This window comes from Arthrobacter sp. YN (genome assembly GCF_002224285.1).
In the GTDB taxonomy this organism is placed as follows: domain Bacteria; phylum Actinomycetota; class Actinomycetes; order Actinomycetales; family Micrococcaceae; genus Arthrobacter.
In genome coordinates, this window is sequence record NZ_CP022436.1 from 28,628 (window position 1) to 50,526 (window position 21,899).

The 21,899-nt window shown below is 63.4% G+C and carries 19 protein-coding genes and 1 tRNA gene; 7 read left to right on the top strand and 13 right to left on the bottom strand.

Translation table 11 applies throughout. The annotated features are described in order from the left end of the window. Nucleotides 1-5 precede the first annotated feature (5 nt). The 6 genes from CGK93_RS00145 to CGK93_RS00170 are packed head-to-tail and all read right to left on the bottom strand — an operon-like array spanning nucleotide 6 to nucleotide 7,657. Nucleotides 6-1,850 (bottom strand): protein kinase domain-containing protein, encoded by a 1,845-nt coding sequence (locus CGK93_RS00145; protein WP_089593069.1) that lies wholly within the window; start codon nucleotides 1,848-1,850, stop codon nucleotides 6-8. Then, the gene (locus tag CGK93_RS00150; RefSeq protein WP_089593070.1) at nucleotides 1,847-3,304 is read right to left on the bottom strand and encodes a penicillin-binding transpeptidase domain-containing protein; all 1,458 of its coding nucleotides are present in this window, start codon (nucleotides 3,302-3,304) and stop codon (nucleotides 1,847-1,849) included. Before CGK93_RS00150 ends, CGK93_RS00145 begins: the two co-directional genes overlap by 4 nt. Beyond that, complete coding sequence (locus CGK93_RS00155; RefSeq protein ID WP_089593071.1) at nucleotides 3,301-4,728, bottom strand: FtsW/RodA/SpoVE family cell cycle protein; 1,428 nt, start codon at nucleotides 4,726-4,728, stop codon at nucleotides 3,301-3,303. The genes CGK93_RS00150 and CGK93_RS00155 overlap by 4 nt, the downstream gene beginning before the upstream one ends. Further along, entirely contained in the window at nucleotides 4,725-6,419 is a 1,695-nt protein-coding gene (locus tag CGK93_RS00160) for a PP2C family protein-serine/threonine phosphatase (protein ID WP_089593072.1), read from the bottom strand. Before CGK93_RS00160 ends, CGK93_RS00155 begins: the two co-directional genes overlap by 4 nt. 3 nt (nucleotides 6,420-6,422) lie before the next feature. Further along, complete coding sequence (locus CGK93_RS00165; protein WP_089597073.1) at nucleotides 6,423-6,902, bottom strand: FHA domain-containing protein FhaB/FipA; 480 nt, start codon at nucleotides 6,900-6,902, stop codon at nucleotides 6,423-6,425. 5 nt (nucleotides 6,903-6,907) lie between these two features. Then, nucleotides 6,908-7,657 (bottom strand): FhaA domain-containing protein, encoded by a 750-nt coding sequence (locus CGK93_RS00170; protein WP_089593073.1) that lies wholly within the window; start codon nucleotides 7,655-7,657, stop codon nucleotides 6,908-6,910. A 373-nt stretch (nucleotides 7,658-8,030) separates the two neighbouring features. On the opposite strand from CGK93_RS00170, the gene CGK93_RS00175 reads away from it, so the two are divergent. Then, nucleotides 8,031-8,113 (top strand) — tRNA-Leu (locus tag CGK93_RS00175). Between the two features lie 138 nt (nucleotides 8,114-8,251). Here the strand turns inward: CGK93_RS00175 and CGK93_RS00180 are convergent. The 4 genes from CGK93_RS00180 to CGK93_RS00195 all read right to left on the bottom strand — a co-directional run bounded on the left by CGK93_RS00180 (nucleotide 8,252) and on the right by CGK93_RS00195 (nucleotide 12,055). Then, nucleotides 8,252-8,950 (bottom strand): FadR/GntR family transcriptional regulator, encoded by a 699-nt coding sequence (locus tag CGK93_RS00180; protein ID WP_089593074.1) that lies wholly within the window; start codon nucleotides 8,948-8,950, stop codon nucleotides 8,252-8,254. Between the two features lie 10 nt (nucleotides 8,951-8,960). Then, on the bottom strand, nucleotides 8,961-10,088 hold the full coding sequence (locus CGK93_RS00185) for an L-talarate/galactarate dehydratase (protein WP_089593075.1): 1,128 nt from the start codon (nucleotides 10,086-10,088) through the stop codon (nucleotides 8,961-8,963). 126 nt (nucleotides 10,089-10,214) lie between these two features. Beyond that, the gene (locus CGK93_RS00190) at nucleotides 10,215-10,841 is read right to left on the bottom strand and encodes a response regulator transcription factor (protein ID WP_089593076.1); all 627 of its coding nucleotides are present in this window, start codon (nucleotides 10,839-10,841) and stop codon (nucleotides 10,215-10,217) included. Further along, a complete protein-coding gene (locus CGK93_RS00195) occupies nucleotides 10,838-12,055 on the bottom strand; it encodes a sensor histidine kinase (RefSeq protein WP_089593077.1) in 1,218 nt (405 codons plus the stop codon). The genes CGK93_RS00190 and CGK93_RS00195 overlap by 4 nt, the downstream gene beginning before the upstream one ends. Before the next feature lie 204 nt (nucleotides 12,056-12,259). Here CGK93_RS00195 and CGK93_RS00200 point away from each other — a divergent pair, with 204 nt between their 5' ends. The 3 genes from CGK93_RS00200 to CGK93_RS00210 all read left to right on the top strand — a co-directional run bounded on the left by CGK93_RS00200 (nucleotide 12,260) and on the right by CGK93_RS00210 (nucleotide 14,181). Further along, nucleotides 12,260-12,673 (top strand): hypothetical protein, encoded by a 414-nt coding sequence (locus CGK93_RS00200; RefSeq protein ID WP_332460067.1) that lies wholly within the window; start codon nucleotides 12,260-12,262, stop codon nucleotides 12,671-12,673. Between the two features lie 120 nt (nucleotides 12,674-12,793). Then, nucleotides 12,794-13,363 (top strand): RNA polymerase sigma factor, encoded by a 570-nt coding sequence (locus CGK93_RS00205; RefSeq protein WP_232481487.1) that lies wholly within the window; start codon nucleotides 12,794-12,796, stop codon nucleotides 13,361-13,363. Beyond that, nucleotides 13,360-14,181, top strand: coding sequence for a hypothetical protein (locus CGK93_RS00210; protein WP_089593078.1), 822 nt, complete (start codon nucleotides 13,360-13,362; stop codon nucleotides 14,179-14,181). Before CGK93_RS00205 ends, CGK93_RS00210 begins: the two co-directional genes overlap by 4 nt. A gap of 26 nt (nucleotides 14,182-14,207) precedes the next feature. Here the strand turns inward: CGK93_RS00210 and CGK93_RS00215 are convergent, their stop codons facing one another. Continuing rightward, entirely contained in the window at nucleotides 14,208-14,915 is a 708-nt protein-coding gene (locus tag CGK93_RS00215; RefSeq protein WP_089593079.1) for a TetR/AcrR family transcriptional regulator, read from the bottom strand. Nucleotides 14,916-15,021: 106 nt separating this feature from the next. Between CGK93_RS00215 and CGK93_RS00220 the strand changes: the two genes are divergently transcribed. The 3 genes from CGK93_RS00220 to CGK93_RS00230 all read left to right on the top strand — a co-directional run bounded on the left by CGK93_RS00220 (nucleotide 15,022) and on the right by CGK93_RS00230 (nucleotide 18,925). Then, the gene (locus CGK93_RS00220; RefSeq protein WP_232481681.1) at nucleotides 15,022-16,398 is read left to right on the top strand and encodes a flavin monoamine oxidase family protein; all 1,377 of its coding nucleotides are present in this window, start codon (nucleotides 15,022-15,024) and stop codon (nucleotides 16,396-16,398) included. A 104-nt stretch (nucleotides 16,399-16,502) separates the two neighbouring features. Next, entirely contained in the window at nucleotides 16,503-17,387 is an 885-nt protein-coding gene (locus CGK93_RS00225) for a universal stress protein (RefSeq protein ID WP_089593081.1), read from the top strand. 23 nt (nucleotides 17,388-17,410) lie between these two features. Beyond that, nucleotides 17,411-18,925, top strand: coding sequence for an APC family permease (locus CGK93_RS00230; RefSeq protein WP_089593082.1), 1,515 nt, complete (start codon nucleotides 17,411-17,413; stop codon nucleotides 18,923-18,925). Here CGK93_RS00230 and CGK93_RS00235 read toward each other — a convergent pair. Further along, nucleotides 18,897-20,630, bottom strand: coding sequence for a prolyl oligopeptidase family serine peptidase (locus CGK93_RS00235; protein ID WP_157731555.1), 1,734 nt, complete (start codon nucleotides 20,628-20,630; stop codon nucleotides 18,897-18,899). The genes CGK93_RS00230 and CGK93_RS00235 overlap by 29 nt on opposite strands. Next, nucleotides 20,627-21,850, bottom strand: coding sequence for a hypothetical protein (locus CGK93_RS00240; protein WP_089593084.1), 1,224 nt, complete (start codon nucleotides 21,848-21,850; stop codon nucleotides 20,627-20,629). The genes CGK93_RS00235 and CGK93_RS00240 overlap by 4 nt, the downstream gene beginning before the upstream one ends. Nucleotides 21,851-21,899 lie beyond the last annotated feature (49 nt).

Below are 21,899 nucleotides of genomic sequence, written 5' to 3' on the forward strand. Positions count from 1 at the left end.
CTCAGTTAGTTGCTCGGGCTGCCGGTGCCACTGGGGCTGGCGCTCGAGGATCCGGGGTTGGTGGGTACAACGGCCTTGGACAGGAAGTAGGTCACTGTAGAACCTGCGGGAACCTCAGCTCCGGCTGCCGGCGAAGACCTGACGAACGTGCCTGCTTGTTGGCCTACGGCTCCGTTCACGGGATCCCCGGCTACCCACCGCAGTCCCGCGCCCTCAATGGCCGCGCGAACCTGTGACTCGCTGGCTCCCACGCTGATGGTGGGGACGGCGACCGCCTCAGGTCCCTTGGAGTACTGAACCGTGATGGTTTGTCCCGGGTCAACAGGTCCTGTGGGGTTGATGTCTACCACGGTTCCTGGAGCAGCCGGGTTGAAGACCTCCACACCGTTGACGCCGAGGCCCAAATCGCGGAGTTCCGCACTGACGGTTTGGAATGGTTGACCCAGGTACTGCTCGGGGATCACGTTGATCTTCTGGGGCGTTGACTGCGTCGGCGACGGTGCCTCGGACGTAGGAGGAGGTGTCGTCGCTGTTGGCGTAGCCGAGGTCGACGTCGGGCTGGCACTCCGGCTGGTGCTGGCAGTGGTGGACTGGCTCGGGCTGGGAGTCGGCGAGAAGAACCCGGACTGGGTAATCAGGAAACCAACCAGCGCGAACAGCACCAGCAGGATCAAGGCAACCATCGGCCAGGTCCAGGGGCTGCGCTTCTTGCGTTCCGGCTCGCCATCGTCGAAGTTCTCGTCGTCGGTGTAGACGACCTCCTCTTCGTCGTTCAGCTGACGCTCTGCCTCCAGGGCATTGGCGCGTGACAGCGGATTGTCGGACGAGGCCGCAGCCGCTCCCACAGCAGCTCCGGCTGCACCGGCGCCCAGCACCGGAAGTGCGGAGGTCGCCGTCGACGATTGCTCTTTACCGTAAGGCGAGGTGACGACGCCGGTGGGGGCCGTTGCGGTGTCTACAGGCGCCGTGATGGGTCCGGTAGTGGATTCGAACAGCAGCATGCCGGGTACGGCCGCATGGGCTGTGGCGATGTCGCCGTTGCGGATGGCGTCGGCGGCTTCGGCCAGCTTGATTGCGTTGGCAGGACGGTTCTTGGGATCCTTGGCCAGCATGGACATCAGGAGGGCGCGGACTGGTGTCGGCAAGGTCTCCGGCAGGGGCGGCGGCGCGTCGTTGACCTGCGCCAGGGCAATGGCGATCTGCGATTCGCCGGAGAAAGGACGGTGGCCGGTGAGGCACTCGTAGCCGATGACACCCAGTGAGTAGATGTCCGAGGAACCCGTGGCGGTCTGGCCGGTTGCCTGCTCAGGAGCCAAGTACTGGGCAGTGCCCATGACCTGGCCGGTCTGGGTCAGCGGAACCTGGTCTGCCAAGCGGGCGATGCCGAAGTCGGTGACTTTGACCCGGTTGTCCGGCGTGATCAGCAGGTTGCCCGGCTTGATGTCGCGGTGGACCAGTCCCTGGGCGTGTGCCACGGCAAGTGCGCGGGCTGTCTGCGCAATGATCGAGAGTGTCATGTCCGGAGACAGCACCTGCTCCCGCTCGAGGATTCCGCTCAAGGGGTGACCCGGAACGAGCTCCATGACCAAATAGGCAGAGCCGGCTTCTTCGCCGTAATCGAAGACGTTGGCGATGCCCACGTGGTTGAGGAGGGCGGTGTGCCGGGCCTCGGCACGGAACCTCTGGAGGAACCCGGGGTCACCCGTGTATTCCTCTTTGAGCACCTTGATGGCGACGATCCGGCCGAGGATCTGGTCCTTGGCCTTCCAGACCTCGCCCATGCCGCCAATCGCAATGCGACTGGTCAGTTGGAACCTGCCGCCGAGTGTGATTCCCGAAGTAGGCCTCACTTATTCAACACCGCCTCAAAAATCTTCTTTGCGTTCGGACTGGTTAGCTGGGCACCGCTGAGCACATCCACACCTTCCATGACGATGGTGACGGCTACTTGCGGGTCGTTTGCCGGGGCGAACCCGGTAAACCATGAGTTGTTCAAACCTGAATCGCCGAGTTCCGCGGTACCGGTCTTGCCGGCCACCTTGACGCCGGACACCGCCGCGCCCTTGGCAATGCCGTTGTCCACCGCACTGGTCATCCACTCGGTGATCTGGGCCGCGATGGGCTGGGTGGTGCTGGTACGGAGAGCCTCGGGCCTGAGTTCGCTGATGACACGGAGGTCAGGAGCCCGGACCGTCTTGATCAGGTTCGGCTTCATTTGCACACCGCCATTGGCGATCGCGGCAGTCATCATGTTGATCTGCAGCGGGGTGGCCTTGACGTCGCGCTGGCCCACGGACGACTGTGCGAGCTGGGCCTGATCGAGGTCCTCCGGGAAGATACTGGGCGCCTGCTGGAGCTTGAGCTGATCGCCGAAGGTCTCTCCGAAGCCGAACTTCTGCGCCTGTTCGCGGATGGCATCCTGGCCGAGGTCCAGCGCAATGCTGGCAAACGGAGTATTGCAGGACTGCTCCAGGGCAAAGGCGAACGACGCCGTCTCCCGGACGTTGCAGTTACCACCGGCGTAGTTGGGCAGGCTGGCACTGGAACCGGGCAACGGCAGGCTGCTGGGGTTCGGCAGCTCGCTGTCCTTGTTGTACTTGCCTGAGTTCAGCGCAGCAGCTGTGTCGATGAGCTTGAAGACCGAACCCGGCGAGAGCAGGTTGCCTGTGGGGCCGCTGACGTTTTGGTTCAGGTTGATGCCAGGGACCTGGTTCAGCTCGGCGTAGCTTGCTTCTGCGGCGGCCGTGTCATGGGTCGCAATCAAATTGGGGTCGTAGGACGGTTTGGACACCATGGCCAGAACGGCGCCGGTCCTGGGGTTGGTCACCACGATGGATCCACGCTGGCCATCGGGGATGAGATCGAAGGCCAACTTTTGAATTTCGGGATCCAGGGTCAGCTCTACAGATGCACCCTTGGGCTCGTTGCCCAGGAACATCTGGCTGATGCGGTCCAGGAAGAGCTGGTCCGAGTTGCCGGCGAGGGTGTCCTCCATGGAGAGTTCCAAGCCAGTGGAACCGAAGCCCTTGGAGAAGTAACCGGTAATGCCGGCGTAGAGCTCAGGCTGGTTGTACTTGCGCTGGAACGCGCAGGACTCTGTGCCGGCAACAGACTCAGCCACCGGCTTGCCGCCGACGATGATGGCGCCGCGGTCGTTGCAGAACGAGGCAAGGATGGCGCGCTGGTTCCAGGGATTGGCGTTGAGGTCGTCCGCGCCAATGACCTGGACATAGCTGATGGCGCCGAAGATCAACGCAAACATGGCGACGGCGGCCATCCAGGAGCTGCGAATAGCCTGGTTCATTGGTGCTTCACCGCCTCTGTTGGTGCGCTGGGTGTCTGTCCTGTGGTCGGTTTACGTGCGGGCGCGCTGCTGCTGGCAGGGGGTTTGCCCACCATGGGAGTGGTGTCCACCGGCCCGCGGGCCGTGTTGGAGATCATGAGCAGCAAGCCGACGATGATCCAGTTGGCCAGGAGCGAGGAACCACCGGCTGCCAGGAACGGCGTGGTCAGGCCCGTCAACGGAATGAGCCGGGTGACACCGCCGATGACGACGAAGCACTGCAGGGCGATCGCGAAGGACAGGCCGCACGCCAGAAGCTTCCCGAAGGCATCGCGGGTGCCCAGTGCAGCGCGGAAGCCACGGGTAAAGAGCAGCAGGTAGAGCATCACGACGGCGAAGAGGCCGATGAGGCCGAGTTCCTCGCCGATGAGGGCCACAATCATGTCGCTGTTGGCGAACGGAACCAGGTCCGGGCGGCCTTGGCCAAGGCCAGTACCCACCAGACCACCGTCGGCCATGCCGAACAGGCCCTGCACAATCTGTCCACTGCCGCCGGGCGACCTGCCGAAGACCTCCGGGGTGAAGGCATTGATCCAGCTGTCGATGCGGAAAGCCACGTGCGAGAAGATCTGCGAGGCAATGAATCCGCCGCCGAGGATCAGCAACAGGCCAATGACAACCCAGGAGATACGGCTGGTGGCCACGTAAATCATCACGATGAACAGGCCGAAGAAGAGGATGGAGGAACCGAGGTCACGCTGGAAGACCAGGACCCCGATACTGACCAACCAGGCGGTGATCATGGGCCCGAGGTCCTTGAACCGCGGGAATTGCATGGGGCCGATCTTCCGGCCGGCCAGGAGGATGAGATCCCGGTTGGAGGAAAGGTACCCGGCAAAGAATATGGCCAGCGTGATCTTGGCGATCTCACCTGGTTGGAACGTCATGGGGCCAACACGGATCCAGACGCGGGCACCCAGGATTTCACCGGCGGAAATGCCCGGTATCAAGGGGAGGATCAGCAGGAACGCACTGGCTGCCAGTGAGATGTACGTGAAGCGGCGCAATATCCGGTGGTCCTTGAGGAACCAGATCACGGCGATGGACACTGCCATGGCAATCAGGGTCCAGCGGAGCTGGTTGTTGCCAGTATCGTCACCTGGACCGTCCATGCGGTGGATCAGGGCAAGCCCCAGACCGTTCAAGGCCACGACAATGGGAAGTATTACCGGATCGGCATACTTCGCGCGGAGCCTGAGGACCATGTGGAAGGCAAAAGCCGCCACAGCCAGCAAGCTCGACTGGAACCAGAAGTCCCGGTCCAGGCCGACGTCGGAATTTATGCTCACCAAGGCACTCGCGCCAACGCCTACGGCAAGGGCCAGCACGATGAGGACAAGCTCAACGTTCCGGCGTGGTTTGGGAGCAGTTTCAGTCTGTATCACTTGGCCGCCTCACAGGGAGTCGGGACGGGCGAAGGCGTCGCAACGGCCGCAGTACTCGGTACGGGCACGGTGCTGGTGGGCGACGGCGTGGCTGTCGCTGTCGCCGGAGCAGTGGTGGGGCAGTTGGCTGAGGCGCTGCCGGTGTTCTTCAGGTTCTCCACAATGGCCTGTGCGTCGTCGAGGTCACCTGCGGGAACCGTCTGGCGTACGCTCTGCTGACCGTATTCCGGCAATGAATCCACCTTGATATCGGTTACGGCTTCGAGCCGGGAGAGCTGGATGGGGCCGAGTCGCTGCGAGATGCCATTGAAGATAGCGACGCGCTGGTCGTATTCGCCCACGTAATAACGGGTTTGGGTCCACGCGTAGCCAAGCCACAGGCCAACGACGACTCCCACTACAACAACCGCTGCGACGGCGGGCATCAACCATCGGACGCGGCGCCGTGCAGGTTCCTCGACGTCCAGTCGATCCTGTTCGGCCTTGTGGGTGAGGACGGTGGCAGCCCTGCGGGCAACCGTCCGGCCCGCGACAGTAGGGATGGAGCCGGTCTCCGCAGCTGTTGCCGCAGCGCCAACCAGCTCATGGGGGCGGCTGGCCAGTTCTTCGCGCAGGACCTCGGCGGACAGGTGCTCGCCCAAGTGCGGATCCGTGGTGATGGGGGGTTCTTTGGACTCATCCGAGGATGTGGAAGCCTCACCGGATTCGTCGTCTGTGGCGCTGGGGTCACTGGCGCTGAACGAGGATCCAGCTTCGGCCTCCCTCGCGGCCTTCTCCTTAGGCTCGGCCGGCGTGTCCTCAGCCAACTTGGTGGCGGAAGGACCCTCAGTGGGCTTGGAAGCGGTGACCGCTTCGGGCTCGTCCACCGCGGCAAGCGCCGCAGCCGGAACGACGTCGACGGCGGCCGTGTTGACGTCGTCGTCGGTCTCTTCCACGATCTCCAACATCACCACGGTGACGTTGTCCGGGGCGCCGGCTTCCAGCGTGAGATCAACCAGGATCTCAGCGCATTCGCGAAGGTCTTTGGTCTCCCGAACCATGCGCTCCACCACGTGCCCGGCCACATAGTTGAGGCCATCGGAGCAGAGCAGCCAGCGTTCGCCGGGTTCGACGTCGAGGACGTCCAAGTCCAGTTCCGGACTGGCATCGACGTCGCCAAGGACGCGCATCAGGACGTTTTTGTGGGGATGGGTTTCGGCTTCTTCAGGACGCAGCCGTCCCTCGTCAATGAGCCGCTGCACGAACGTGTGGTCGATGCTGATTTGCTCAAACTTCTTGTTACGCAGCCGGTAGGCGCGTGAGTCACCGATGTGCGCGAAGTGGAGCTTGCGGTCTTCCAGGAGGAGGGCAGTCACGGTAGTCCCCATGCCGGAAAGCTTGGGATTCTGGTGAACAAGCTCGGAAAGCAGTGAGTTTGCCGTCTGGATCTCGTCCGCGAGGACAGTCTCTGCGCCGTCAGGATAGTCGTCATGGTCCAGATGGATCATGTCCAGGACCGTTGACGCCGAAGCGACATCGCCGCCGGCATGGCCACCCATGCCGTCGGCCACCACTGCCAGATGGCGACCCACGTAAGCGGAGTCGTCATTTTTGGAGCGGATCCGTCCGACGTCGGAGCGGGCCGCGTAGCGCATGATGAGTGGGCGCTCCGCGGGCGTTTCCTTGCCTTCGGGGGTCTCGGGTGAGGCCATGGACTATGGCCTCAATTCAATGACCGTCTTGCCGATTCTCACGGGGACGCCAAGCTCAACCGGCAGAGCACGGGTGAGCTGTTGATCGGCCAAGTAGGTGCCGTTGGTGGAACCGAGATCCTCAATGAACCAGCGGCTGCCCTGCGGGAACAGGCGCGCGTGCCGGCCGGAAGCGTAGTCGTCTTCCAGGACCAAGGTGGCTTCCTGCGCGCGGCCCAACAGGATAGGGCTGGCGGCCAAGGGAACAGTGGTGCCCTTGAGCGGACCCTCAGTGACAACCAACGTGCGTGCATGCTGGATGGCCGGCGGCGGTGACGCTGCCAGTTCCGGATGCTTGCGGACTTCGCGGGCCGTGGGAACTCCGGTGACGGCTTTACGGCCGATCTGGAAGTCGCGGCGCATGGTGGACACAATGCTGAAGATCAAGACCCACAGCAGGAGAAGAAACCCGAAGCGAAGCGCTGTGATGGTCAGTTCGCTGATGTCGTTCACGCGTTGCCACCCGGGGTTTGGGGGAGAAGGCGGAAAATGATCTTGGTACGTCCCATCGTGATGGTTGAGCCGTCTGTGAGTTCCACGCTGCCGTTTACCTTATGCCCGTTGACGTAGCTGCCGTTGGTGGAGCCAAGGTCTACGGCCCACGTGCTGCCGTTCTGTGTGCGGACCTCAAGGTGCTTCCGGGAGACTCCGGTGTCATCCACCAGGATGTCGGCTTCCGAGGAGCGTCCCAGCACCACGGACGGGGCATTGAGGGAGTACCGCTGGCCGCCGATGTCCAGAACTGGCTGGAGGCGGATGGGCTGCCGTGCCGGGGCTGCCGGAACGTTGGCCCGTGGGGCCTGCGGGGCGGGAGCGGCGTCATCGGAGGATTTCTCCGTCCGGGAAGTGATCTCAAAGTGCCCGGCACGTTCTTCGTCATTACGGCGGAACGAAATCCGGACCGCACCCTGAAGTGTGTAGCCCTGGCTGCGGACGTGTTGGATGACGACATCGCACAGTTCCTCTGCCAGGGGAGTTCCCCATTCCTGGGCCCTGGCAAAATCTTCGTCACTGAGGAGGACATCGAAAACATTGGGAGCGAGGGTGCGGCCGGCAGCGATGGTGATGGACTTGTTGTCCAACTCGCGCCTCAACTTGCTCGCAATCTCCACTGGCTCAACACGTGCACGCGACCCCGTGGAGAAGACGTTGCGAACGGCTTTTTCAATGCCGCGCTCGACTTTGTCCAGCAAACCCATGTCCTTCTCCTTTCCTTGCCGCGGCACCCGCTGTGCCTGGTCCGATAGTCCGTCTGCGCACACAGCGAAGTACGCGCCTGACGGCCCTTCCACTTCCCGATACTACTGGGACTGACTGGGAATGGCCTTAATCCACAACGCCTTGCGACCCGGAAAAGTTCGCTCCCGGCCCTTGCTGGTGCGGGAGGCGGGCCAGGAAATTTCCGTGGAGTTCAGTGGTTGATCGGGGATTTCTTCCGGGCTCCGGGGCCTCGCAGACGGAGTGCCATCTCCCGATTGGTGTTTTGCCGGGAATGTCCGTTATGCTTGATCTCGCTGCTTTTGAAGGAAACGAAGCTGGGAAACCCGCGGAAGTCCGGAAAAAAGAAGTTGCGCGCGAGTGGCGGAACGGCAGACGCGCTGGCTTCAGGTGCCAGTATCCGAAAGGGTGTGGGGGTTCAAATCCCCCCTCGCGCACGCAATTGAAAGAGCCCCAGTCTTAGGACTGGGGCTCTTTTGTTTTCCAGGGGATCCCAACTGGGTGACAGATAACGTTCCGTTGGCGCTTCGTAGGAGCAGTTGCTGTTACTTAGTTGGGTGAGGCGCGCGAAACCGTCAGCTGCGCGCAGAACCCGTGAACCGGCGTCGTGAGTTGTTCAGGTGCAGGCGCATGGCTGCCGCAGCAGCCACTTGGTCGCCCTCCGCGATAGCCGCGTATATAGAGGAGTGTTCGTGGACCACCTGCGCGAAGCGCTCGGGGGAGTCCCGGTCTTCGCTGGCAACGAGGCGCGGGCGTGGCATGGTGATCATGGTCTGGCCCAAGGCGGAGATGCAGTCCGTATAGAAGGGATTGCCCGTGGCCGCAGCAACGGCACGGTGGAATTCGAAGTCCGCTCTCATGGAGTGAGCCGGGTGGCCTGAGCTCGCGGTGAATTGTTCCAACGCGCCGTGCACGGCCTTGAGTTGGTATTCGGTGTGGTTTTTCGCTGCCAATGCGGCGGCTTCGGTCTCAACGCCGATGCGGAAATCGAGCATCTGAAGCCGGTCTTCCATGCTGGAAACGGGCCGTGTTCCCGGCGCTGCTGCGGGACCTTCCGCGGGCGGGGTCAGCGCGAAGCTGCCGCGCCCGCGTTCGGTTTCCACCAATCCCTCTGCTTGCAAGCGGGTCAGGGCGGAGCGGACGACGGTCCGGCTCACCCCGAACTCGCTGATGAGGGTGTTTTCGCTGGGGAGCTTCTCACCTGGTTGGATGGCGCCGTCGACGATGCGGTTGCGGAGGTCGGCGGCGAGATCCGCGGTCAGGTTTCGGCTCATGGGTTCAAGATTACGCGCCGAACTCTGCGGATTCCGTGGTCCACGCACGCGCCTGCCCGCTGAGCGTGACACCCAAACCGGGGCGGTCGGGAACGATCATGCGGCCGTTCTTGGTCTCCAGGCGTTCCTCGAACAGGGGGTCCAGCCAGTCGAAGTGCTCCACCCACGGCTCGCGCGGGTATGCGGCGGCCAAGTGGAGGTGGATTTCCATGGCGAAGTGCGGTGCCAGGCCAAGTCCGCGTTCATCCGCCAGGGCGGCGAGGCGCAGGAACTGGGTGATGCCGCCGACGCGGGGAGCGTCGGGCTGGATGATGTCGCAGCCGTTGGCGTTGATGAGGCCCTTGTGTTCAGCAACGGATGCGAGCATCTCGCCGGTGGCGATGGGGGTGTCCAGGACCTGCGCGAGGTGGGCGTGGCCCTCGAAGTCGTAGGCATCCAGCGGTTCTTCGATCCAGATGAGGTTGAATTCCTCCAACTGACGGCCCATGCGCAGCGCCGTGGCGCGGTCCCATTGCTGGTTGGCGTCCACCATGAGCGGGACGTCCCAGCCGATGTGCTCGCGGACTCCGGCCACGCGGCGCAGGTCTTCTTTGGAATCAGGCAGGCCGACCTTGATCTTGATGCCGCCGATGCCCTCATCGATGGACCGGGTGGCTCGTTCCTTGACCTCGTCCAGCGTTGCGTTGAGGAAGCCGCCGGACGTGTTGTAGGTCTGCACTGAGTCGCGGTAGGAGCCCAGCAGTTTGGCCAGAGGGAGTCCGGCGCGCTTGGCTTTGAGGTCATAGAGTGCGATGTCGATCGCGGCAAGTGCCTGCGTTGCCACACCCGAACGGCCCACCGATGCGCCGGCCCAGAGGAGCTTGGTGTAGATCTTGCCGATGTCGTTGGGGTCCTCGCCGATGATGCCCTCTGCGACTTCCTTGGCGTGGGCGTACTGTGCGGTGCCGCCTGCACGCTTGGAGTAGCTGAAGCCGATGCCGCTGTGACCCTGCTCCGTGGTGATCTCGGCGAACAGGAACACCACTTCGGTCATGGGCTTTTGCCGACCCGTGAAGACTTTGGCATCGCTGATGGGTACGGTGAGGGGCAAACGAGCCGTGGACAGCTTGACGTGGCGAATGAGATCTACGGTGCTCATGGTTCTCCTAGTGGGTGCGGCATCCTTGCCTACCACTTAGGATACAAGTTTTAAACTTGTACTACAAGAGTTGGGGAGACTGGTGGTGACCGGCGGTTATGTGGTGCCCGACAGGGCGCCGGATCATCAGATCCAGCCCTGTTGCCAGGCTTTCTCGGCGGCATCGTGCCGCGAAACGGCCCCGAGTTTCATCATCGCCGAGGACAGGTAATTGCGCACGGTGCCGGGGGCGAGCCGCAATTGCTCGGCAACCTGCGACACGCTGGACGTCGACCGGCTGAACCTCAATGCGTCAAGTTCGCGGTCGGTGAGGGGGCAGCGCTCGGCGGCCAGGGCAGTCGCTGCAATTTCAGGGTCGATATACCTTTTGCCGCCAGCCACGTCACGGATGACGTGGGCCAGGTCTTCAGCCGGGGTGGATTTGGGGACGAAGCCTGAAACCTTCGAGGCCAATGCCCTGCGCAACACCCCGGGCCGGGCATGACGCGTGACAATAATGACTCGTGTTTTGACGGTGGACAGGATGCGGGCTGCTGCCTCTACTCCATCCATCCTGGGCATTTCCAAGTCCAAGAGGCAGATGTCCGGCTGAAACTCCTGTGCTAACTCGGCGGCGGTGGCACCGTTGTCGGCACTGGCCACCACCTCGATATCAGGCTCCAGCCCTAAAAGGGCCTCCAAGGCGCCGCGGATGAGATGTTCGTCGTCGGCTATCAGCAAACGGATGCGCTGCGGGTCATCACGATCGTTCACGAAGCAATTCCTTTGGAGGGGACCGACGCCTGAAGTTCAAAGCGCTCCGCGTCCAGGATCGTTTCGAGCTGACCACCCAGCGCCGAGATCCGTTCGCGAAGGCCGGCAAGGCCATTGCCGGGTGACTTGCTGACGAGCGAATCGCTTGTCACTCCGTTGTTGCGAATGGTGAGGGTGCAGCTATCCGCGGAAGCAACCAGCGTGATGGAAGCCAGTGTTGCATCGCTGTGCCTGAGGATGTTGGTGGTGGCTTCGCGAACCGCCATGGCCAGCGCTTTATGAACGTCGGGGTTTCCAGGAATCGGGTCAATCGTGAGTTCGCAATGCGCTCCAGCGGCCGAAAGTACTTCGCGTGCGTTCTCGAGTTCGTTTTCGAGAACTGTTCCGCGGTATCCGGAGACCAGGGAGCGGGTTTCCTCCAGCGCCTGTTTTGCGGAGAGCCGGGCATCGTGAATATGCCCGCGGGCAGCATCGAGATCGACAGTGAGCAGTCGTTCCGCAAGTTCGGACTTCAGGGCAATGACTTGGAGGTGGTGCCCCTGGATATCATGCAGGTCCGCGGCGAAGCGTAGCCGCTCCTGGGCAACGGCCAGTTCCCCTGCCATGAGCCGGTGCCTGTCCAGCTCCACAACTATCCGCCACCACCACAAGCTGCTGATCAAGACCACGGGCATCAATGCGGCATAGCTGAGAAGCATGCGTAAGCCGGGCTCTTCTGGGAATCCGTAGCCGTGGCCATGCAGCAGCGAGTAGATGGTGGGATGCAAAAGCGTCGTTGCGAGGCCAGCGCCCAGTACGACCAGCCGCTGGCGGGAAGGAAGCAGGCAAGCCACCAAGGAGGCAGCCAACCACAGCGGCAGGCTCCACATGAGCGCATTGCTGGTAGAGAATAGGCCCAACACCCAAACGGCGACAGAAGAAACAAGCAGCGCCAGCGTCCAAGCAGTGCTCGGAAGTCCTCCGTTCAGGCCTGCCCGCAGGAACCAGCAGTACCGGATTTGGGCCGCCACAGCGCAGAAAAGAGCAAGAAGGAGAAGCCCGGCAACGCCGTCGGAATGGGAAGAGAACGCGTCCAAGGCAAGAATGATCAGCATGAAATTGAGCACCACGAGGATGAACACCATGGAGCCGAGTGTGTAAGTCCACGTCGTGCGTACGCTGCGACCCGGGCGGGAGGTGGGCTGCGGAACCTCAAGGGTCGTGGCTGCGGACATGACGCCCAGTGTAGGGCAATGACATTTGTCATGGATTCACCTGCGAATCAGCTGATGAAGCAATGACAAGAGCGCACTACACGGACCGCTTCGCGCGCTGAAGGATTGGATTGTCAACGTCACCCACCCATGAAGAGAGCCCTTGATGATTGAGTCCTTGCAAGATTTCACGTCCTCGCTACCGCCAATGTTGAAGTGGCTCGGGTGGTACTTATAGCGGCCATCCCGTTTGTTGATTCCTACTTCGGTGCTGTGGTGGGAGTGTTGACCGGCTTGCATCCTGCGGTGGCCATAGCCGCGGCTGTTGTGGGAAACGTCATCTCATTGCTCATATTTGTCTTTGCTGCCCATCGCGTGCGCACCAAAGTGGCGTCAAACAAGCCGACCAAAGAAGTCACCCCGCGCCGCGCCAAATTGCGCGCTACCTTCGATAAGTTCGGCGTCGCAGGAGTAAGCCTGATCGGCCCAACAATTCTGCCCAGCCAGATCACATCCGTTGCCATGATCTCCTTCGGAGCCTCCAGGAACGCCGTCATCCTCTGGCAGATCATTTCAATCATTATCTGGGGGACCGCGTTCGGAATTCTGGCCACTCTGGGCGTTTCCCTGGTCCGCTAGAGCTTTCACGGCGCTGGATACCTTCTGCAACAGGCCGCGACGTTATGCGTGTCCTTCGAGTTCCGGGAATATTCAGAGCGACTGCAACACACTTGGCTACGTGGCGGACAAGTACTGGGTATGAGCTACCTATCAAGAGCCCCCGACCGGGAAGAGGCCTTTCGGGCGCTGTACGAATCCGCCTACGCTGACCTGCTCAAGTTTGTTCAGCGTCGCGCGGACGTGGCGAATGCCGAGGATGTAGTGGCTGAGGCATTTCTTATCGTGTGGCGGCGGTTTTCGGAAGCGCCGAAGCACCAGGAGGACGCCCGGGCCTGGCTCTTTGGCATCACACGGAATCTCATGCTGAATGCCCGCCGCGGAGAACAGCGGCGGCAGGCCCTGGGCGTCCGACTGGCTGAGGCGACAGCCACATCCCATGTCGATTCCCACGCTGACCTGGTCAGCAGCCGCGTTGACTTAGGCAGAGCCTGGGCCCTTCTCTCCGAAGTCCACCAAGAGGCCCTTGGGCTTGCAATCTTCGAGAACCTGGCTGCACCCCAGGCAGCGCACGTGGTGGGCATCTCCCCAGTCGCGTTCAGGCTCCGGCTCACCCGCGCAAGGCGGGCCCTGCGACTGCTTCTTGACCACATCCCCCAGAATGAGTCGCTGCCGCCAGCGACGTTTCCCGAAAAGGCCACGACACCATGAAAAACAGCCGGAATATCGACACGCTGCTGCACTCCATGGACGCAGCCGGGCAGAGTGGAGCTCCCAACCCGGGCCGTTCGCAGAGCGACCTGGAACAGATCCTCAGATCCCGCCCAACTTCTGCGGACAGAGGCGCAGGACCTGTGGAAGACAAAAAGTCGACGACGTACCCAAGCGGCCGTCGTCGTCGAACCTTCGCGGTGGGTGCCGTTGCTTTTGCCGCCACAGTTGGGTTCCTCGTGGTGCCAGCACTGTCCGGAGGCGACCCGGCCTACGCCACGTGGACCGCCGCACCTGGTGAACTGATCGGTGACGAGCGGGATCGCGCGGTCTCCGACTGCGTCGGGTCCAGTAAGGGTGTTGGTGATGGCATGTTCGCCCAAGATGTGGCAGCGGCGGAGATCGCAATTGCAGAAAAGCGAGGGGCCTGGACCACTGTAGTCCTCGCGGGAGCTGACGGTTTTGAAGCAACGTGCACCACCGATTCCACGGCTGCATGGTTCAAGAGGGGTTCCTTCGGCTCAGTAGGAAAGCCCGGAAATGGGAAGGAGCCCACCGGCCGGGATATCAAAACCACCCAGCTCGGAACGGGTGTCATCGCCAACAACCCGCTCTCCATGGCGTCGGGGCAAGTTGGTCCAGAAGTCGCCGCCATGACCTACACCAGCGTGGCCGGCGATCGGATTACGGCCACCGTATCCAAAGGCCAATTCGCCTTTTGGCTTCCGGGTGGGGAACTGACAAATTCCGGCGAAGACGTACCTGTAGAGGTGACCTACGCCGACAGCACCAGAGAAATCCGCTACCTCAGCCTCTGAGGGGCAAATCTTCGAACCACAGGAACCTACCCCCGCAGCGCCCCGAACCCGGTAATCAGCGCCTCGAGTCCCAAACTGAAGGCAACATCCGTGGGACGCGCATGCTGTTCCAGGGCCAGCCGATCCACGGCGGCCGTGAAGTTGGGGACCTGTTCGGCGAGGCTGCCGGCGTCGAAGATGTCCTCCGGCGCGGTGACGTCGTAAGCGGCCCCGAACACAAAGGCTTCCAACGCGACAATTGCCGAGATGATTTTTTCTTCGGGGAATCCGGCGTCCCGGAAGCCGGCGGTAACGGCCTCGTACATGGCCAGGGTCTTCGGGGCATTGGCCACCGGAAGTACTGCAATCACAGGGATCAGCGGCGTATGCTCCGAGAACACATCCCGGTAGGACCACGCCCAACGACGCACAGCAACATCCCACGGTTCCACCCCAAAGGCGGAGACATCCACCATCGCCGCCAAGTGGTCCTCCAGCAGCAGCAACACGTCATCCTTGGAGGCTACGTGGTTGTACAGGGCAGAAGGCGCGACGCCGAGGGAGCGTGCCAGGGCCGCCATGGTGAGTCCGTCATAACCCTTGCTGCTGATCAAGTCGAGTGCCGCCGTCGTGATGCCGTCCTGGTCCAGGATTGCCGCGGTCGGCCGACCGGCGCGGCGGCGCGCGGGGAGCGCGGAAGGAGCGGGAGTTGGTGCGGGCATCGGAAGCCTTTCTGCTGCCTGTGTCCCCAGCATTATTCCATCGGGCCTTCACAGCGGCCGACTCCAACGCTACTATGGATATAAATGAATGGCATTCATTTATTGGTCAGCCACCACGGACGGCCACGGAGAGGACATCATGCAGAATCTTGATCGCGACGTTGTAATCGTCGGTGCCGGACCGTCAGGGCTGACGGCGGCACGCGAATTGAAGAAGGCCGGACTCAGCGTCGCAGTGCTCGAAGCACGCGACCGCGTGGGCGGCCGCACCTGGACCGACACCATCGACGGCGCCATGCTGGAAATCGGCGGCCAGTGGGTTTCCCCGGACCAAACGGTGCTCATGGAGCTGCTGGACGAGCTCGGACTGAAAATGTACTCACGCTACCGCGACGGCAAGTCCGTCTACATCGGCGCAGACGGCAAGCGCACGCAGTACACCGGTGACACTTTCCCGGTGAACGAAACCACCAAGGCCGAGATGGACAAGTTGGTCGCCATCCTGGACGGCCTCGCCGCCGAGATCGGACCCACCGAGCCCTGGGCACACCCCAAGGCACGCGAGCTGGACACCATCTCCTTCCACCACTGGCTCCGCCAGAACTCCAACGACGAGGAAGCCTGCAACAACATTGGCCTCTTCATCGCCGGCGGCATGCTCACCAAGCCTGCCCACGCCTTCTCCGCGCTGCAGGCAGTCCTCATGGCCGCCTCGGCCGGCTCGTTCACGCACCTGACGGACGAGGATTTCATCCTGGACAAGCGCGTCATCGGCGGTATGCAGCAGGTCTCGCTCCTGCAGGCAGCAGAGTTGGGCGACGACGTCGTCCTCAACAGCCCGGTCCGCACCATCAAGTGGGACGACAATAAGGTGACCGTGGTCTCCGAGCAGGCAACCGTCAACGCGCGGTACGTGATCATGGCCGTGCCGCCGAACCTGTACTCCCGCGTCTCGTTCGAGCCACCGCTGCCGCGCCGCCAGCACCAGATGCACCAGCACCAGTCCCTGGGCCTGGTCATCAAGGTCCACGCCGTGTACGACACCCCGTTCTGGCGCGAAGAAGGACTTTCCGGCACAGGCTTCAGCGCAGGCGCGCTGGTCCAGGAGGTTTACGACAACACGAACCACGGCGACACCCGCGGCACCCTGGTGGGCTTCGTGTCCGACGAAAAGGCCGATGCCGTCTTCGAGCTCAGCGCCGAGGACCGCAAGAAGGCCATCCTGGAATCCATCGCCGGCTTCCTGGGCGACAAGGCCCTCGCGCCCGAGGTCTACTACGAATCCGACTGGGGCTCCGAAGAATGGACCCGCGGCGCCTACGCATCCAGCTACGACCTCGGCGGCCTGCACCGCTACGGCAAAGACCAGCACGCGAATGTCGGACCGATCTACTGGTCCTCGTCCGACCTCGCAGCAGAGGGCTACCAGCACGTGGACGGCGCGGTCCGCATGGGCCAGGCAACTGCTGCCCGCATCGTTGAGGCCAACAAGCTGAGCGCACTGCCCGTCGCCTAAGGCATTTCGTACCAGCACCGGCAGGCCGGGGGAGCACCATTCCCGGCCTGCCGGCTCGACTGTTTAAGCAGTAACCGGTTTATGCACCACAGGAAAGGACCACCATGCGCTACGTAGTGGGCTACACCGCCAACGCGAGGGGGCACGACGCCGTTCACCTTGCCGTCGCGCTGGCCCGGAACCACGATGTCAGCCTGGACCTGGTCCTGGTAATCCCGGAAGACTCCCCGTTCAACGCCGTCTACCCTCCGGAGACCGGCTACAACGACATCCTCACCGAGCAGGCGCAGCGCTGGCTGGATGAAGGACTGGCGTTGGTTCCGGACGACGTTACAGCCCGCGCCCACATCCGCCGCGGTGATTCCGAAGCTCAGACCCTGATCGATGCCGCCGTGGAGTTCGACGCTGCGGCACTGGTCATCGGCGCCACCAACAGCGGCCTCCTCAAGCGCTTCACCATCGGCTCTGTGGCGGGTTCGCTGCTCCACTCGTCGCCCGTGCCGGTGGCTTTGGCGCCGCAGGGCTACCACCGGACCGATCCGATCACCCGCATGAGCTGCGGCTTCGGCGCGCGTCCGGGTTCTGGTGAACTGCTCGACGTCGCCGTCGAATCCGCGCGCGACCGTGGCCTTCCGCTGCGGCTCGTCTCCCTGTTGGCGCTCGACGGCGGTAACTCGCCTGGGTTGGCCGACGCCGCCTGGGTGCATGCCGCCGACCGGCTTGCCGCCGTCGGAAGCTCAGCAGACGCGACCGGAGCGGGATCCGCAACAGAAGTGCCGGAACCCGAGATCGTCGTCGCGCAGGGCCGCACCATCGAGGAAGCCGTTGACCGACTCGACTGGGAAGACGGCGAAATCCTGCTGATCGGTTCCAGCCGCCTGGCCCAGCACCGGGCCACTTTCCTGGGCAGCACCGCAAACCGGATCCTGCGTGCCCTCCCTGTACCCATGATCGTGGTCCCCCGCGACTACACGCGCCAAAGCGCCTAGCAATCGCCTGAGAGGCAAAACCCATGTCCACTGCACCAAAGACGGTCCAGTCGAAAGAATCGCCAGCCCTGAGTGAAAAGGGGCTGAAGGCCGGATCGGTGGGCCTCATCGGCGCCGTCGTGATCGGTGTTTCCTGTATCGCACCCGCCTATACGCTCACCGCGGCCCTCGGCCCCACCGTGTCCGAGGTCGGTGTGCACCTGCCCGCCATCTTCCTGGTGGGCTTCATCCCCATGTTGCTGGTGGCGCTGGGCTACCGCGAACTGAACAACGCAATGCCCGACGCCGGTACCTCCTTCACGTGGGCGACGCGCGCCTTCGGTCCGTGGATCGGTTGGATGGGTGGCTGGGGGTTGATCGCAGCCACGATCATCGTGTTGTCCAACCTGGCGGCCGTGGCGGTGGACTTCTTCTACCTGATGCTCGCCCAGATCTTCAGCAATCCGGAACTGGGTGAGCTCAGCAAGATCCTTCCGCTGAACATCGCCACCACGCTGGTGTTCATCGCCTTGGCCTGCTGGATTTCGTACCGCGGCATGGAGACCACCAAGGGCGTTCAGTACGTGCTGGTGGCCTTCCAGTTGCTGGTCCTGGGTTGGTTCGCAGTCTCCGCATTCGCCCACGTGGCCAACGGCACGGCCTTCGATGCCACCGCCATTTCACCGGACTGGTTCAACCCGTTCGCCGTGGACTCGTTCTCACAATTCGCCGCAGGTGTGTCGCTCTCAATCTTCATTTACTGGGGCTGGGACGTCACCCTCACCATGAACGAGGAAACGAAGAATCCCGAGAAAACCCCGGGCCGCGCCGCGACCATCACAGTGCTGGTCATCGTGGTCATCTACATGACCGTCGCACTGGCTACCCTGTCCTTCGCCGGCGTTGGCGAGACCGGATTGGGTGCCGGAAACCCGGAAAACCAGTCCAGCATCTTCGCCGTGCTTGCCGGCCCGGTGATGGGTCCGTTCGCGATCCTGATGTCACTGGCCATTCTGAGCAGCTCCGCGGCATCGTTGCAGTCGACGTTCGTTTCCCCGGCCCGCACCATGCTCGCGATGGGCCACTACCGCGCCATCTCGCCGAAGTTCGGCAAGATCAGCCCCACGTACAAGTCGCCCAGCTTCGCGACCATCGCCGCTGCAATCGCCGCCGCCGGTTTTTACGTGATCACCCGGACCGTGTCCGAGAATGCGCTGTGGGACACCATCACAGCTCTGGGCATGATGATCTGCTTCTACTACGGCATCACAGCGCTGGCCTGTGTCTGGTTCTTCCGGGCCGAGGCATTCCGCGGTGCGCGTTCGTTCTTCTTCAAGTTCCTGGCACCTCTTGTTGGCGGCGTGATCCTGCTGGTCATGTTCGTCAAGACAGCCATGGACTCGATGGATCCGGAGTACGGCTCGGGCTCATCCGTGGGCGGCGTTGGGCTGGTGTTCGTCCTGGGAATGGGCGTGATCCTGCTGGGCGTAGTGATCATGCTGGTGATGTACCGGATACGGCCCGAGTTCTTCAAGGGCAAGGTTCTGACCCGGGCCTAGCTTCGCGGGAAATGGACGCCGCGAACGCGAGCACGGCCGCGGAGAAGTCCAGTACTTCCGGCGCTGCACGCTGGCCGTGACCGCCACGGTCCTCGTGGAGCAGCCAGGCCCGGCCCCCGCGTTCGCGGATTCCGGTAACAACCTCGACGGCGGCACTGTTGTCCACACGTTCGTCGCGCCCCAGGAGGCAGCACAGGAGGGGCGGCAGCGCGGCGGCGGAGCCGATTCTTCCCAGCACGTGAACCGGGGAGTAGGCCGCCCGATCATGGTCAGAGCACTCCCCGTCGGCGCCGAACTCGTGCAGCCATTGCTTCCCCAAGCCATGGCGGTGAAGGTTCACGGTGTCCAGCAACGGAGCCACGGCCACCACTCCGCCGAATGAGGCGGGGGACAGGAGGGCTGCAGCCGTGACCACCAGCCCGCCATGCGACGCCCCGAACGGCACGGTCTGCCCGGGTGTGGTCCAACCGGCCGATGATAGGAATCCAGCCACGTCGATGAGGTCCTGGATGGTCCGCATCTTCCGTGGACCCCGGCCCGCCTCATGCCAGTCCCGGCCCATTTCCCCGCCCCCACGCAGATGGGCTGCCACGTACACTCCGCCGCTGTCCAGCCACGCCGGCACGCTGGGTTCGGCCTCGGTCCTGTGCGTGACGCCGAAACCGCCGTAGCACGTGAGAATCAGGGGCAGTGGCCGCACCGGGAAGCCGTCAGGCCCAAGGTCTGAAGCCCGTGCGGAGATGACCACGGGGACGCCGACGCCGTCACTCGCCAAGGCTGTGACCTTCCGGTGGACTATATGGCTGCTGGAGTCTCCGGAGCTTTCGTTCGACCGCGCCGGTTCGTCCACACAGAAGACCCCCGATGGACGCTCCGGGGAGGCCGTCTGGATCCAGAGGTCAGTGGCATCGGCACGGGGCTGGAGGGTGAACGATGACACGTATTCCGCTGGGGATAAACGGTACACGGGGCGGCTATCCAGTGTGACCATGGTGCCGTGGAGGTCGGAAACCAGTTCCACACGACCGGCAGGTGCGGCCGCAGCCGCAGGATGCCAGGCCCCTGACTCCAACTCCCACTCCCTTGTCCCGGTCCCCGGGTTCTTCGCCGCCAGCCGGAGATTGCCCCTGCCGTGCGTCAGGGAGAGCCGGCTGCCCGTGGTGTTGCCAAGATCCGTTGGAAACGGGAGCTCCTGGGTGTGGCCGGAGCCGAGCGGGGAGCGCATGATCTGCTGGCAGGGCGGTTTACCGGTCAAGACCCAGATCCCACCCCCGTCTGGCTCCCACACCGGCGCTGCGTACCAAGACGTCGCCCCTGGGATGTGGACGGGTTGGGTCCCGGCAGCGAGGATCCAGATTTCCGCTAGTTCACTGGCGGATGTGCTCAGCAATGCTGCGATACGCGTTCCGTCAGGGGAGATGGTGAATCCGCGGACAATGGCGCCCGGTGGCGTGGGGAGCCGGGCACCGGGCGGCGCGGCCACCTCCAAGTGGGCCCGGCGAACATTCCAGGCATCCCGAAGCCCGGCCTCGGGTGCCAGGTGCAAGGACGCAAACGCTTCGCCCGGCCCGCGCCAGAGAAAGGCAGCCTGTCCGCCGGCGAACTGGGGGAGCCCTTGGCGGGGCGTGGAGTCCCAGTGTTCCAAGAAGGCACGGAAATGCGGCCGAAGTCCTATGCCCGGAACAGCCTCCTTGAAGGTACTCACCGTCCCACCGTGTCGCCCGGCACCGCGTCCACAGCAGAGACCCATGCGAGGTGGCCGCCGTCGTGCAGGGGACTGCCCAAGGTGATGGTGCGCAGAGGGCTACCGGCCGCTGACGTGTCCACTACGTGCAGTTCGCCATGCCCACCGCGGGTCACGGCGACGAGTTCCGAGGACGGTGAGGCGGCAATGGCGCGCCGTTCGACGTTGTCCCAGGGTTCATGGCCGGGCCGTGGGGCGCCGTCCATGCGGGGGAGGTCCCACGTGCCCCGCAGCACCGGCGGGCCTGCCTCCAACGGTCCAAGGTGGTGCACCGAAAGCTCGTCGCCTTCCGGATGGACGCGGGCGGTCGCGATGCCGGTGGCAGTCAGAGCGAAACGGAAGACCAACCCCTGGCCCAGTGGTGTGGTCTGCGTCAGCCCGGTATCCACGTTGTACACCCACAAAGTGTTGCCCCATTGGGCCCAGCCTCTGGGTTCCCCGCCACCGTGGCGAAGGACGGCCACCAGGACACGACGCCCCGGGCAGAAGCGCAGGAAGTAGGCGCGGCCGGGAGCATCCCACGGGATAACGTCAAGGGCCTCCGGCTGCGGCTTGCGGACGTCGAAGCGTTCCAGGCCCTGGCCCGTGGCCACGAACATGGTGCCCGTGACGGGATCGAAGGCGTCACCGTGGCCGTCGGGGGAGGCCTCAGCCCGCAGCCCTTGCAGGGGTGGGCAGTGCACTCCTTCGGCCAGGATCCGCTCCACGCTGAAGGATTCGATGCCGCCGGGTTCGCGGTGACGGACGACGGCGGCAGGCCCCTCTGGCGTTTCGCCCACCACAACACCCGGCTCCCCAGCCCTGGTGCGGATGCGGCGTGAGGTGGGTCCGCCGTCGGACTCCAGGTCCACAACCGTGAGGAGGTCGCTCCAAGGCTCCCACGAGACACCAAGCCCGGTGGTGACGGCAACGAAGCGGCCCGACGGGTCGCAGGCCAGGTGCTCACCCGGGATGGCCACGGGAATGATGCGGGGCGGGGTGTTGGTGAAGGCATCGGCAATGACCAGGGCACCTCCGGCATCGTCAATGAACGCGCATCGTCCGCCTCCCAACGGCAGGAACCCGGCGTGCTCCGCCAGGACCACGGAGTCCAAGCGGTGCTGGACTGCCCCGGTGACCGGATTCAGGAACTGTACATTCCCCGCTTTTTGGTCGGCGACAACCAAAACTTCGGAGGTCATTGGCTCTCCCTTTCACTTAATTTGAGAATGGTTCTCATTAACTATAGTG

What these genes read in the sequence shown, in the direction of transcription:
- CGK93_RS00205 (WP_232481487.1), top strand. Translation starts at nt 12,794, where the DNA reads ATGAGCTACCTATCAAGAGCCCCCGACCGGGAAGAGGCCTTTCGGGCG.
- CGK93_RS00180 (WP_089593074.1), bottom strand. Translation starts at nt 8,950, where the DNA reads ATGAGCCGAAACCTGACCGCGGATCTCGCCGCCGACCTCCGCAACCGC.
- CGK93_RS00150 (WP_089593070.1), bottom strand. Translation starts at nt 3,304, where the DNA reads ATGAACCAGGCTATTCGCAGCTCCTGGATGGCCGCCGTCGCCATGTTT.
- CGK93_RS00170 (WP_089593073.1), bottom strand. Translation starts at nt 7,657, where the DNA reads ATGGGTTTGCTGGACAAAGTCGAGCGCGGCATTGAAAAAGCCGTTCGC.
- CGK93_RS00215 (WP_089593079.1), bottom strand. Translation starts at nt 14,915, where the DNA reads ATGCTGGGGACACAGGCAGCAGAAAGGCTTCCGATGCCCGCACCAACT.
- CGK93_RS00210 (WP_089593078.1), top strand. Translation starts at nt 13,360, where the DNA reads ATGAAAAACAGCCGGAATATCGACACGCTGCTGCACTCCATGGACGCA.
- CGK93_RS00160 (WP_089593072.1), bottom strand. Translation starts at nt 6,419, where the DNA reads ATGGCCTCACCCGAGACCCCCGAAGGCAAGGAAACGCCCGCGGAGCGC.
- CGK93_RS00240 (WP_089593084.1), bottom strand. Translation starts at nt 21,850, where the DNA reads ATGACCTCCGAAGTTTTGGTTGTCGCCGACCAAAAAGCGGGGAATGTA.
- CGK93_RS00195 (WP_089593077.1), bottom strand. Translation starts at nt 12,055, where the DNA reads ATGTCCGCAGCCACGACCCTTGAGGTTCCGCAGCCCACCTCCCGCCCG.
- CGK93_RS00185 (WP_089593075.1), bottom strand. Translation starts at nt 10,088, where the DNA reads ATGAGCACCGTAGATCTCATTCGCCACGTCAAGCTGTCCACGGCTCGT.
- CGK93_RS00225 (WP_089593081.1), top strand. Translation starts at nt 16,503, where the DNA reads ATGCGCTACGTAGTGGGCTACACCGCCAACGCGAGGGGGCACGACGCC.
- CGK93_RS00230 (WP_089593082.1), top strand. Translation starts at nt 17,411, where the DNA reads ATGTCCACTGCACCAAAGACGGTCCAGTCGAAAGAATCGCCAGCCCTG.
- CGK93_RS00220 (WP_232481681.1), top strand. Translation starts at nt 15,022, where the DNA reads ATGCAGAATCTTGATCGCGACGTTGTAATCGTCGGTGCCGGACCGTCA.